Raw genomic sequence first — 13,037 nt, 5'->3', positions numbered from 1 at the left:
TGACAGGTGTCTACCGGCTATCGGAAGTGGTCCAAGCCTTTATCTGAATTGCGGAGTGGCGCCGGCCGTGCTTAACGTGGACCATGATCTACGCCGACATCAGCGAATTTGTTTCAAACCCTATCGGAACCGGCATCCAGCGCACTATTCGCGCCATTTTCCGCCATTGGACGGACGGGTTGACGGCATGCTATTTTGACAAAGCGGCGAACAATTTGCGGGTCCTGACACCCGAAGCCTTGGCGGCTGTCCTAGACAATTCAAATGCAACGACTGCCGAAAAAGCAGACCGTGCGGCAAGATCGATAGCAGCGGCCCCAGGCACTCTCATCGGCGACGAAGCCTATGTCCTGATCCCTGAGTTGTTCTGGGATCATGCACGTTGCGCGTTCTATAAAAAGCGCATTGAGCGCCACCCGTCGCGCTCCTTCGCTATTGTCTATGACCTTTTCCCATGGATGCATCCCAGGGACTTTGGTATCACTGACAGGACGCCATTCGAGCCGTATTTCAACCTGGTCTTTTCGATGGCCTACACCGCTCACATCAGCCAGGAGACCAAGGAAGCCTACGAGATTGCCGGTCGGCTACGAAGGCCCTGGCCACTGCCAATCCTTCATCTTGGCGCCGACGGCCTTTCCGTTGAGAAACAAACCTTCCACCCGAGCCGAAAAACCTTCGTATGCCTCGGATCGATCGAAGCGCGAAAGCGCCAAAGCGATGTCCTGATGGCCTTCGAAGGTCTCTGGGACGAAGGCGTCGAAGTCGACTTAGTGTTTGTAGGCAAGTTGGTGGATCACGGTAACGCATCCCTCGGACCAGCGATCGAGGCGGCTAAAGAGAGGTATCCTCAGTTCTCGCACTATCCGGCCGCCTCAGACGAACAGTTGGCACAGATCCTTTCCACCGCTCGCGCTACCATTTTGGCCAGCACTCTTGAAGGTTATGGCATCCCGCCAGTTGAAAGCCTTTACGCCGGCATCCCCGTAATCGTGAGCGACGTCATGCCAAGCACGAGACGGTTGCAACCGTTGGGTCAAATTCGCATCGAGCCCAAACGCCCCGATCGGATCGCAGCGGCGGCAAGAAAAATGCTGGACAATGACGAAGCCCGCAGACTTTGGACTGAAGCGGCAAGCATCTCACTACCAACATGGCGCGACACCGCCCGACAGGTACGGGAATGGGCCACGCACATCGAGATAGTGCATTCTGCTATTGATCGCGACCTAGCCCGGCGCGATCCGATCCCCAAGTCAATGCCCCTAGCAGACATCAGGCCGATTGATCTCGATAAGGACGCTAGCTTACAGGCCGAAAGCGCGCGTTGGCTACGCGAAGTGGCAACGTAGAGACGCTAATGTACCATCTTCCTGGCGGTCAACGTGCCGGTATAGGTGATCGCGACCGCCTCGTTTGGTTCAAGCTGAATACAAAGGGGGACATTGGCGCCCAGCGCGGCCGGCAGTATCGATACGCCACCTTGGGTGGCCGCTGTGATTGATGTGGTCGCGGAAGTGTAAACTGTCTCCGGTGACGCGCCAGCCGTATAGGTGTAGGGGGAAGCTCCTGGTGTGATGCCTGCCGCGCCAACCGGGTTGTAGCCCGCATTTCGTTCGATGCGCGTGCTGCCTAGCCAAGCTCCAGCTATCTTGTTCGTACAGCCCACAAACGAGTTGTCGTAAATCATCGCGTCTGTCGGCGTGCCATCCGAGAAAATGCCATACAACAGACCACCAAGGCGATTGCCTTGAAGGCGTGCGCGAACCACACCAGAATTCAATGAAAACCCGGCAGCAGCACCCGGGCCGTTGATGGTGTTGTTGACGAAGCTACAATCAGAGATCACTGCACCAGTGAGTGTAACCCCGCTCGAACCATTGTTAAGCATAAAGCAGTTTGCAAAATTGACATTTGTCACCGAGGCGCTTGCGCCAGGCGCCATCTGCACTCCGTGAGTTCCTGAAGTGCTGAACCAGCATTGTACGAAATCGCAACTCGTAATCGTGCCCGTGCTCGTGGGGGTAATGGAAAGACCCGCGCCCAAAGAGGTATCGAACCAGCAATTGGTGAAGCGGCAATAGGCCACGGATTGGCCGGCCGCCGGCGTGATTTGCGCGCCATTGGTCCCAGCGAGGAACTGACAATTGGTGAAGCTGTAGTCCCCTCCGTTGTCGATATAGAGACAGGCAAATGGATGGGCCACACCGTTCCACACCACGATCATATTAGCGATCTCAACTGCAACACCGCCATGGAGCCGGATACCGATGCTAGAGACGTTAGCTGTGCTGATGTTACCGTTGGCCACGAAAATTGTTGAAACAGCCGCCGAGAGAAAGATCCCCTGAAATGTTCCGGTCATATTGAAGTTTGTAATCGAAACGACGTTGGCCGAAATATTGATATAGCTGCCCGCCGTTCGGGTGATGTTAGTCCCGAAGGAAATCCGATCCAGAGTGAACGAGCCGTTCGAAACAGTCAGAAGATCGGCAGTTGCCGAGGTCGTGGTGAGTGTGACCTTGGCTTTGCTTTCTCCGAGCCAGCAAGCAAACGACGACGGTGTGATCGCGGCAGAGACCAGATAATTGCCCTTTGGGAAATAGAGAGCTTTGCCCAAAGCTGCTGCAGCGGTGTCAGCCGCGACGATGCCGGCACGGCTGTCTGAAACGCCCGTAGGATCAACGCCTGTGAAATCGAGAACAGATACCCTCTCCCGGGCGCGATCCTGCATTGTACGCGCCAACGAACTTGTCCCACCTTGTGTGTAAGACACGTCGGCACCATCGATTGCGGCTGTGGGCACATAGGCCGTATTGCCGGCATTCCGCTTAAGGAAGGTGTTGGCGACCGGCGCCGGAAGGTTGATCGTAGCCGCCGACCCGGCCGCGGCCGAAGCCGAGCCGGCGGCGGCGGTCGCTGAATTCCCCGCATTGGTCGCCGATGTCGCCGCGCTCGATGCCGAGCCAGCCGCCGCCGTGGCCGCATTGCCGGCGTTCGTCGCGCTGGTGGCGGCTGCGGAGGCCGAGCCCGACGCGGCGGTGGCCGAGTTGCCGGCATTCGTTGCGGAGGTCGCGGCGTTGGTCGCACTGGTCGATGCGGCAGTGGCCGATCCGGCGGCGGCGGAAGCACTGCCGGCCGCGGCCGTCGCCGCCGCCTGCGCATCGCCCAACGCGTTGTCGGACAAATAGAGCGACAGCGTGATGTTGTCGGTGCCGATCACCGGCTCATCGGTCTGGAATGAAAAAACCTTGGCGGCATTGGTCGATCCGGCCTGGGTGTGGACCGTGGTGCCCTTCTGCATCGTGCGCGAGGTCCGCGCGTCGGCGGCACGGAACCAAGCCCCTGTGCTTGCGGTGTAAATGCCGTTTTGGGTGGCGTTCGTCTGGTTCTTGACCAGCACGCGGTCACCGACTTCCGTCAGCACGCCGTCAATCGTCTGGAGGCCAGATAGAGTGATATTGGCCGTGGTCGCCAGGCGCACGGGTTCTCGCTCACCGGTCAACAGGCGAACGGCGGCAGTTGCAGGTCGGGCCATAAGGCTTGCTCCATGAAAAAAGCCCCGCGAAAGCGAGGCTTGAGGATTTTCGGATCAGTTGGCGGGCTGGCAATGGGTGGACGGAACGGGCGCGCCAGCCAACTTGGCCAGCCGCTATCGTTTATTTCCGGTTTTCTCGTCCTGAAAGCGCTCGTGCCTCGACTGGCGTCTCGCCTGAGTCACCAGGTGATGCTTACGGTGACAGTGCACTATTCCCCCATATCTCCGCCCGGTGGTTCACTCCAGCGATATTGGGGACGATTGATTAAAATGGACTGGACTGCACCCCATGGGTGAGACACGGCAATTTCTGTGACAGGTTATCCTGGAGGATGACCCATGGGGTGCAGTCCAGCACTGTCACCGTAATTCACCGTCACCGTAATTCGTTGACGCCTCGCACCAAATCGGCCAGAAAAGAGCATTCAATTATCGAAATTTTCATCGACGAACATCTCGGAAAATTTCTGAAGCGAAAGCGTTACGTTGTTGTCCCGAGCGATTTCGAGGTTTCTTGCCCATAGCCCCCGGATTTCGGCCGGTATTTCCTCGGAAAAATGAACCGATGCGGCAATTGCACCTTGCCAGTGTCCATCGCCACCGTAGAGAGCGTGCAGTTTGGGAGCTATCGCCTTCAAGGATTTATCCACTTCTTCCGGCAACTCCCCAATTACCCATAGAACATAGAATTCCAAGAGTTTAAGCAACGGCTTTCCGTCATAGCGCGGATTATTTTCCATTCTATCTCCTATGCGTCATTGACGGCGTATTGGATAAGCCTTTGACAAACTGCCGATAGGCTAGGTTTTTCTTCTATCGAGGCAAGCCAACCCTCGATGACTTCTCTAGAGATATGTATCTCAAGAAAATATTCCAAACCCGCTTCGACGGCCTCCGGTGGCGATCTTCCCGTGTCTAGCCCGGTAGCAACCATCGCATCCGAATCCTCGGTCCAAGGCTCCGACGCATAAATCGTGTCGTACTCGTCAAACTCCGACAGCCTTTCGACTATCTCTATCAGCCTGCCTACTTTCCCCATCGAGAAAACCCTCCTTTGCCATTCGGATGCAAAATTACGGTGACAGTGCACTATTCCCCCATATCTCCGTCCGGTGGTTCACTCCAGCGATATGGGGCGATCGATTAAAATGCTCAGTCACCGTAATTCCGGCAGAATCTTTTCGCCGAGGAATTTGAGCCGCCCATCCAACATCTCGGCATTCGCGGGATTCGCATCGACATTGACCGGTATTAATCTAGCGACCGATTTCCCGTGACGCGCGGCCTCAACCCAGTCTTCAAGGGCGCCGAGGTAACCGTTCAAAGCTTCATAAGGCGTCTTGGCATCCTCGGCGGGGATATATGTCGGCGGTATGTCGCCAACGATTACCCATATCCATGGGTCGACGTCTGGCCTTCCAGGTTCGATTTCGAACAAGAAGATGTAAATTATACCCTCAGCGCCATATCCAAAATATTCGCCTTTGACGGACGACACCCAATTGTAGAACTCTAGATATTTTCGAGCCTCAATCCTAGCGGAATCGAGATCAATTTCACCCGTACTGACATTGGATGGCGGTAGCCGGAGCACGGCCGTGAGATCTGGTTTTGCCTTGTTCACCATGGCTTAACTCCCACCTTGCGTTTGGCGCCACTGTCTAGACCAGCGTTCGTAGTCCCCCGCGTCCATGTGGCGCTTTATATGATCAACCCTACTACGAGGCTGAATGTTCGATATATGATCCGGTCCACCGTCAGCCAATGGAATTTCATGAGACACATCCATATTTCGACCAGTATCAGCGTCCTTCGGCCACGGTCGACCGTATTTCAATTCCCACTCCCTTCGCAGAGTTTTATTGGTCTTATAACGCCCCGGATGAATCAGACTGAAAGCCCCCGTCTCGATATTCTCGCTGTCCAAATCAACAGCCGGGTCCGCAGCTTTCTGATTCGAAGCGCCAGCGTCTTCAACGCTCACTCTGGGCGTCTGGGACGAGACGACGCCGTCGGTCGAAGTGGGGTCGGCGTATCTGTTTGCCAACCTCGCCGCTATCCGCCCACCAATCGCACTGAGCCCCTCGGCTAGAACATTGCCGCCTGCCCCCAAAAGCGCGCCGGCGCCCATCTCACGCACGATGTCCCGGCCGTTGAGTGCCGCGTCGACACCACCGAACACCGCGCCATCGGCAGCCATGCCAGCGCTTCTTGCGAACAGGCCTGGCAGGCCCTCCAGGGCCTCGGCCCCGAACTTTCCCATGAAGGTAAGGCCCGCGCTTTGCAGGCCATGGCCGGTTGCGAAGGCGCCCAGCAGTTTCGCGGCCGTGCCAGCCGACCCGGCACGATCCTCCGCGTCCTCGCTTTCGGCTTGTTGGGCTGCGAGCAGTTCGTTGTAGCTCTTGTCGGAGAAGAGCCAATTCATCCCCGCGGCAAACTTATCGGCTTGGTCGAATGTCGCGCCGTTGGCCACGAGCCTGACGCTGTCGTTCACAGCCGCAACCGGCTTTTGCCACCATGAGCCGGCGTTGAACCGCACACGGGCGGGGTGCAGGGCCATCTCGATCAAACCGGCCTCGAGGGCCTTTCCCTGAGCTTCCAGCTCTGCCGGCGTGATCTTCGGATTGTTTGCCGCGTTTTGGCGCAGGCGAGCCAAGGCGGACTGGAAAACCTGTCCGGCGAATGTGAAGCGCGCCTCCGGATCGCGCACGGCCTTGAGAAACTCACTCAGTTCAATGATGCGCTGCTGCAGCGGCACGCTCTCATCGACGTATCTCGCGCCGAAGCTGTCCGAGAGCGCCTGCGGAACCGCCAAGACCTTGCCGAAGCCCATCTGCTGTTGAGCAGCCCAGGCCCACGTAACGGCAGTTTGAAAATCCTGAGGCGTTGAGACCTTGCTCCAGTCCGGAGCCTTGTCGGGGAATATTTGGCCGATGTAGGCGACAGGATCGGCGTCGCGGGCGCCTAGGATCAGCTGGGCGGCGCCGGCTCTTACTTCGTACCGTTCGCGCTCTTCCGGCGAGCCGTCGGGGCCGGGTTCGAAATCCCGAAGCTCGGCATGTATCGCCTGGTTCGGCACCCGATACATGTCGAAGAAAGACTTGGCGACGCTGGCCGTTGTCCTGAACTGATCGAAATGCTTCGAGCCCTCCTCCGCACCGTAGATATTGACGAAATCCTGAGCTGTCGGCTCCTCCTCCTCCTCCGGATATTTGCCCGTGGCGGCGATGACGGCCGGTGCGTTCTGCTCCGCAAGCAGGACCCTCGCATGCGCACCGATCAGTTGGGCTGCGGTGGCGCTGTTGGCCTGGTCCTTCAGCGCCGCAACATCGCCTGGCTTCAGATAGGTGATGGCGTCGAGTGGGATGGCTGTCTTGTCATCCGGCGTCGTCGAGGCGCCTCCGCCGAACGCCTGCGACACGGCTTCATCTGGCGTGCGCGTTCCAACGCGATCGCCTTTCGCGGCCGCATTTGCACTGTCCGAGGCACTGGAGCCACCAACGACGGCATCGTCCTTCGTCCGTCCCTGCACCGAACCCAGCATCTCTGCAGCTCGCTTCGGGTCCTGGGCGATCATCGCCTGGACCAGCGCCTTGGTCGTGTTGGTGCGCCAGGCGGCTTCCGCCGCCTGCCTGACGAGCGGGTTGCCGATCTTGGCGATCAGGTCGGACCCGCTCTGGCGGATCGCCTCGAAGTTCGCGGTGTCGTTCGGGTCGCTTTGTGCGATGGCGTTCGTCGACATGGTGTCGACCTTGGTCCACTCGGCCGACTCATAGTCATCGCGTCGCTGAAGCTGCCGCTGTGCCATGCGCCGTGCGCCACCCGCACGCATCGCCTCCTTCTGGCTGGCGAAAGCGGCGCGCTGGCTCTCGGGCATGTTTGGCAAGGCGGCGGCGAACAGCTTGTCGAACAGCCCGGTCTTCGCCACCCGGCCGCTGTACGGATCGACCTGGCCATACATGGCCTCATGCAGGCCGGCACCATCGGCCGGCGCATTCGCCGTCACCTCGTCTTCCGCCTGCGCGATCTGGGCGTCGAACCGGCGCCGCGCGATCTCGGCATCGAACGCCTCCTGCTGGTCCTTCATCTGCTGGTAGCGCTCGGCGGCAACGGAAAGGTGATCGCCAAAACCCTGCATGGCGCCGCCGATCGGCGATCGCTGGGGATATTGCGGTGCGTTGCCGGTATCGAGCCGGCGCTGGGCGATGGAAAGGGGGATGACGTGGACCATTTCAGTAGAGTCCCGAATAGCCGCCAGCTATGGCGGCGCTTGCCCGGGGCGAAAATGCCGAACCGCCGAGGCTCACAGCCTTGGTCGGGTCGTAGATTTTGGAGAGGCCGCCAACGAGCGCGCTGCCGGCGTTGAAGATCGACGCCGTCACCGCCTGCTTGCCGGAGAAGCGCGAAATGGCGGCCTGGCTGTTGAGGTTGTTCTGGCGCAGCTGCGAGTTGTACAGGATCGCGTTGAGGTCGACCTGGCCTTGCCTGGCGTTGGCCGCCAGCACCTCGGTCGGCGAGCCGGATATGCCGACGCCCGAAGCGCCGGCCTGGGCGCGCGCCTGGGCCTGCAGCAGGTCCTGCTTGTGGCGTTCCTGGCTCTGCTCGAAGGCGGCACTTTGCGCCTCGGCCTGCGCCTGCTGCTCATAGGCCTTGGCCTGATAGTCGGCCATCTGCTTTGACTGCTGGCCTTCGACCACCGCGCCGCCAACCGACAGGGCGGTTCCCGCCAGTCCAAGAAGGGCAAGTGTGCACATGGCTCAGCCTCGTTCGTTCAGAGAGGGAGTTGCGGGAATGAATTTGCTTTTGACGCCGTCGACGGGCGCGCCGAGCGCCGGTCGCGGGTCGAGCGCGCCGCCGGGGGTCAGGAAGGACAAAAGCATCCTGTCGGCCTGCAGCGCCGGCCGACTGAGCCGGGCGGGTGCGGCAGCCCGCGCGCCGGCCATGGCGGCGCGGCGCGTGGTGGTCAGGTTCACCTTCAGCGCGCTGACGCCGGCGGCGTCGAACAGGCCGTTGGCGGTGGCGATGCCGCGGGCAAGCGCATCGGCCTCGAACAGTTCCTGACGCAACTGCTCGACCAGCCGGTGCACGCCGCGCCAGCGCTCGCCGAGTCTCGCTGCCCTGGCCTTGATCTCCTCGCCGAGGGCGGCGATGTCGGCGCGGGCCTCGCTCAGCGCTACCTCCGCGCGGCGCTTGCCGGCGGCGTCGATGGTCTTTTCCAGGAGCGCGATCTGGTCGTTGCAGTCATCGAGCGCGGCACGCGCGGCGGCCAGATCGCCATCGCCGAAGATCGCGCGATCCTCGGCTTGCGCCAGTTCGCCTTTGCGGGCGAGCGCGTCGTTGAGGTCGGTGTCGAGCAAGGCGATGACGGCCGCGAATTCGGCAGCCGTCCGCGCCCTGCCGAGGGTTTCGGCATGGGGGGATGTCATTGGGGATGTCCTTTTTTTGGAGAGGCCCGGCGAAGGGGTATCTCCCCCCTCGAGGGGGAGATGTCGCCGAAGGCGACAGAGGGGGTCGGTTCGACCGGATGCGACCTTTTCTAACCTTGAAAAGCAGCGCCTCACGCGAGGCGCCAACCTTCATCTGCCGCAGAAGGTTAGCGTCCGGTCGTGCCGACCCCCTCTGTCCTGCCGGACATCTCCCCCTCGAGGGGGGAGATCGGCAGCTTCAGCGGGTCGCCCTAAGGCTCGGCGTCAAACACCGGCGTGAACGCCCTGATCGTGCAGGGCGTCGGGTAGACGTGGCGGATGCGCACCCGGCCCTGCCCTTCCCAGCTGTCGTCGATCGGCACCTCGACATTGCCGGTGAACAGCGTCGCCCGCCCGTCGGGTGCGACGATCGAGGGCATGCGCACCGGCTCCCAGCGGCCGCGCATGAAGGACTGCACCTCGAGCCCCGTAGTGTCGGTCTCGAGCAGCGACAGGATCGCTTTTGCCACCTTCTTGCGGCGGCCGATGATGGAGCCGTCCTTGCCGCCGACATCGAGCTCCAGCGTGTCGGCGCCCGCCGCATAGGGCAGGCCAAGCTGCCATTTGGCGGCAGTCGAGCCGCCCGGCAGCGTCACCGTGCCGCCGCCGCTCACTGTGAGGCCATGGTAGACCTTGCCGTCGGCCAGCACGTCGACGGACTGGCCTGCAAGGTGTGCCGCGCCGCCCACCGTGGCCACCGCGGCGCCCATATAAGTCAGCCCGCAATCGACCTCGAACGCGTCGGCAATGGCGCCATATTCGAACGGCGCGGTCTTGATCTCGATATAGCGCCTGGTCACGCCGCCGATGGTGCGCTTGACGACCAGCCACAGATCATCATTGCCATCCTGGCCAGGCGTAACACAGGCACTTTCGACAATTGCCCAGTTTACCCCGGTGAAGCTGCCGCCCAAGCGGTGCCGGTGCATGCCTCTGACTTCCTGGGATGGTTGATGGGTATAACCGCCCAACTCGCCATTATCGAGCGGGAACCACAGCAACGGGTCAGGGTCGGTCTGGAAGGCCAGCTCGACCACGCCTTGTTTGGGAATATGCTCGGAAATCTGGCCGACATCGTCCGATGTGAAACGGCTCTGCGCCGTCTGCGTCAGCTCGGCGATGGATTTGCGCGAGCGCGTGACATAGAGAAACGACTGGCCGGCATCGACCGGGCGGATGCGGGCACAGCCGAAGGTGCGCGAGCGCCGGTTCTTGAACGAAGACGGCGTCAGCGCCTCGTCGATGCCCGAGCCCGAAAGCGCGCGCACGCCGCCTGAGGTGCCGATCATCAAGGCGCCGTCCGATTCCGCGATCCACTGGATGTCGTTGGCCTGGCCGCCGCCGGCCTGGACGAACTCCAGCGCATCATCGTCCTTCTCGCCCAACGCGAAATTGTCGAAGTCGCCGGTTTTCGATGCGTAGACCGAGAACTTGCGGCTGAAGGCCAGGCGCTCTTCGTACAGCGATCCGCTTTCGACATACTTCCCAGGCACGAACGTACCCAGCCGCCAGCGTGTGATTGGAGAGAGGTCGGGCAAGGCGTGGCCATAGAGCCTGACCTTGACCACTGTCGTGCTGGTGCGGCTCGTGATCTTGGCCCAGCGCCAAACATTGTCGGCGCCGAGCAGTCGGATTGATCGGCCGACGTCGGTTGTCTGAAAGCCAGTACCGCCGTTGATGCCAGATATGCTTGATGCGGTAAGGTCGAACGGCGTCATCAGGTCGCCGTTTTCGGTCAGCGCTACTTCTGAGATTCCGGTGTTGTTGGCGTCGTCGCCGCCACCACCGGAGAAATCGAATTTGTAATACTCATAGGTCGTCTGGTTCTGAAATTCGTAGAAGCGCACCTCCGAGCCAGACCATCCCCGCTCCGACGTCCTGCCGTCCAGCGAGACGTAATCCACGCCGTTGTTGGAACCTGACAGTTTCCATTGCGTCGGCGTGTCGCCCCATTTGGCGGCATCTTCCGACGCGGAGATCCAGTAAGCGTTGACCGCCTTCCCCTGACCGGCCGGGAACTGGTACTGCAGAAATCCGCTGCTCCCCGTTGATACAGTGACAGAGCCCGTTATCGCCCGGTCAAACGCCTTCCAGCTTGTTGTGCCCGTGCCGTTGTCAGTAACGGTGCCGCTCGGTGTCGTGGCGGAGGTCATCTGCGGCGTGGCGTGGCCAGTATTCGCCGGGGTGAGCGTCGTCGGCGTGGTGTTGATTTCGTCATAGGGGCCATCGAGAAAGGTGAAGTCTGCCAGCGACCAGGTGGTGTGTGCGGTGCGCGTCAGCACCTTCGGCGGATAGTCCTTGTGGCTGATCCACATCTGGTCGGCCGACTGCACATAGGCGAGCTCGAACAGGTCCGCTTCCAGATAGGGCGAGGCAACCTCCACCGTACCGACGCGCGCACCATAGGCGTAGGCGCGGATATAGAGGTCGCCGAATTCGAGCGCGTAGGCCTGGTCGGCTGAGAAGATGAACGGGATCAGCCGCGTCTTCTTGGCCGATGTCTTGACCTCGCCGGCGAAATAGGTGCCGCCGCGCTTGCGGATGCCGCCATGCGGCAGCGTGACGAAGTTCTCGCATCGGGCAAGCGCCGCCCGATAGAAATCGAGCGAGGCGCGGGCATGCAAGCGCGGACTGATTTCACCACGCGTGAAAACATCCTGGACGGGATAAAGCGTCGTCATCAGCGCACCATCCTGCTGTCGCCGCGCTGGCTGGACCAGGACGCGGTGTAGAACCGGCCACCGCGCTGGATGGCATTGGCGTTGAGTGCGGCATCCAGTGCCCGGTCATAGGCCGAGCGGGCAATGTCGATCATGCCCGACTTGTGGGTCAGCGGATGTGCGACCTTGATGGCAAGCGCGGCCACCAGCACCTCGGTGAACAATGCGTCCCAATCATTGGGATCGGTGAGGTTGGCGACATAGCGGATGGTCAGCGGACCCGGCTGGTCCGAATAGATCAGACCCGCCTCCTGGCGCCACGAGATCGGCACGCCGTCCGGCTCGCCATTGTGGGTCAAGGGCAGCGGCCGCAGGCAGTCGGCCGGCAATTCATAGGCAACGTTCAAGCCGCAATCATTGCCGCCGCTGTCCGACCCCACCACACCGGCGCGCAGGATCGCGAACACCCAGGCATATTTGGTGAGTTCGGCTTCGCATGTCAGGTCGAAATGCAGGTTCAACAGGCGCGCCGCCTTGACGTCCTGATCGAGACTGTCGATCGGCGCCTCGTCGAGCACGGCCAGCGCCATATTGGCGATATCGAGCGGGGTGATGGCCATGGCTCAGCGCCTCGTCCATACGGGTCGAGCAAGGGTCATGATTGTCTCCAGGCATGAAAAAAGCCGCTTGCGAAGCGGCTTGGGAATATCGTGATCGGTGGTGCGCCGGCGCCGAAGCTGCCGGGATCCTCACTGCTTCGGAATGGTGATGTCCTTGAGCAGCGCCAGCCAGGCCATCTCAGCGGTCTGGTATTTGTCCTCGCTGCCATAGCAGGTCAGCGTGACGGCGCCGAACCGCGCTTCCTGCGCGGCCGCCCAGGCCCGCGTCGGCGTGCCGGATTCGTCGTAGCGGATCGAGGATATCGAGACGATGACGCCGCCTTCCATGAAGTTGGTCGGCGGATCGACCACGACCGGGTCGACGCCGAGCTTGTCGAACTCTTCCACCAGATTGTCGGTGAATTCCTTCTGATACGCGTCAAAGAACTGCCGCGACGTCAGCGCCGCGTTGTTCATGGTCAGCATCACCTCGCATTCGCCGCTCTCGCCGCCGCAAGCGTCGGACTTGCATTTGAGATCGATGTCCTGATCCTCGATAGCCGCCGACCACAGACCGTCATTGTAGGTGATGCTGACACCTTTCAGCGGCTCGGAAATCGAAGCGGCGGCGGCCGGGGTGATGGCGGCGAGCATAGCCAGCGTCACGGCGCTCAGACGGCCGGATCGGCTTCTCGTCATGCCTTCGCCCCGCTCATGTTCTTTTGCGCTCGACGCGGTGCGGTCCCAGTTCGCCGCCAGCACGCGCTTGAATTTG

The 13,037-nt window shown here is 61.0% G+C and carries 11 protein-coding genes; 1 reads left to right on the top strand and 10 read right to left on the bottom strand.

The window, feature by feature from the left end; all coding sequences use genetic code 11:
* The first annotated feature begins 83 nt into the window (after positions 1–83).
* Positions 84–1,352: a glycosyltransferase gene (locus CKW40_RS32630; RefSeq protein ID WP_095203854.1), complete on the top strand. Its 1,269-nt coding sequence runs from the start codon at positions 84–86 to the stop codon at positions 1,350–1,352.
* Positions 1,353–1,357: 5 nt separating this feature from the next.
* Here CKW40_RS32630 and CKW40_RS44365 read toward each other — a convergent pair whose 3' ends face one another.
* From CKW40_RS44365 to CKW40_RS32575, 10 genes are all read right to left on the bottom strand, one after another.
* Positions 1,358–3,538: a right-handed parallel beta-helix repeat-containing protein gene (locus CKW40_RS44365; protein ID WP_143748413.1), complete on the bottom strand. Its 2,181-nt coding sequence runs from the start codon at positions 3,536–3,538 to the stop codon at positions 1,358–1,360.
* 425 nt (positions 3,539–3,963) lie between these two features.
* Complete coding sequence (locus tag CKW40_RS32615) at positions 3,964–4,278, bottom strand: hypothetical protein (RefSeq protein ID WP_095203851.1); 315 nt, start codon at positions 4,276–4,278, stop codon at positions 3,964–3,966.
* Positions 4,279–4,286: 8 nt separating this feature from the next.
* Positions 4,287–4,577 (bottom strand): hypothetical protein, encoded by a 291-nt coding sequence (locus tag CKW40_RS32610; RefSeq protein ID WP_095203850.1) that lies wholly within the window; start codon positions 4,575–4,577, stop codon positions 4,287–4,289.
* 117 nt (positions 4,578–4,694) lie between these two features.
* Complete coding sequence (locus tag CKW40_RS32605) at positions 4,695–5,165, bottom strand: hypothetical protein (RefSeq protein WP_095203849.1); 471 nt, start codon at positions 5,163–5,165, stop codon at positions 4,695–4,697.
* A 3-nt stretch (positions 5,166–5,168) separates the two neighbouring features.
* The gene (locus CKW40_RS44075; RefSeq protein ID WP_179298202.1) at positions 5,169–7,769 is read right to left on the bottom strand and encodes an HNH endonuclease signature motif containing protein; all 2,601 of its coding nucleotides are present in this window, start codon (positions 7,767–7,769) and stop codon (positions 5,169–5,171) included.
* Between the two features lies 1 nt (position 7,770).
* A complete protein-coding gene (locus CKW40_RS32595; RefSeq protein ID WP_095203848.1) occupies positions 7,771–8,292 on the bottom strand; it encodes a hypothetical protein in 522 nt (173 codons plus the stop codon).
* 3 nt (positions 8,293–8,295) lie between these two features.
* Entirely contained in the window at positions 8,296–8,964 is a 669-nt protein-coding gene (locus tag CKW40_RS32590) for a hypothetical protein (protein WP_095203847.1), read from the bottom strand.
* A gap of 251 nt (positions 8,965–9,215) precedes the next feature.
* Entirely contained in the window at positions 9,216–11,684 is a 2,469-nt protein-coding gene (locus CKW40_RS32585; protein ID WP_095203846.1) for a phage tail protein, read from the bottom strand.
* On the bottom strand, positions 11,684–12,283 hold the full coding sequence (locus CKW40_RS32580) for a phage connector family protein (RefSeq protein WP_095203845.1): 600 nt from the start codon (positions 12,281–12,283) through the stop codon (positions 11,684–11,686). The genes CKW40_RS32585 and CKW40_RS32580 overlap by 1 nt, the downstream gene beginning before the upstream one ends.
* A gap of 129 nt (positions 12,284–12,412) precedes the next feature.
* Complete coding sequence (locus CKW40_RS32575) at positions 12,413–12,961, bottom strand: hypothetical protein (RefSeq protein WP_143748412.1); 549 nt, start codon at positions 12,959–12,961, stop codon at positions 12,413–12,415.
* Positions 12,962–13,037 lie beyond the last annotated feature (76 nt).

Origin of the sequence: Mesorhizobium carmichaelinearum (genome assembly GCF_900199455.1) — a bacterium.
GTDB classification, from domain to species: Bacteria; Pseudomonadota; Alphaproteobacteria; order Rhizobiales; family Rhizobiaceae; genus Mesorhizobium; species Mesorhizobium carmichaelinearum.
The sequence above is the reverse complement of the archived record's forward strand: the minus strand, read 5'-3'. Positions and strand labels throughout refer to the sequence as shown.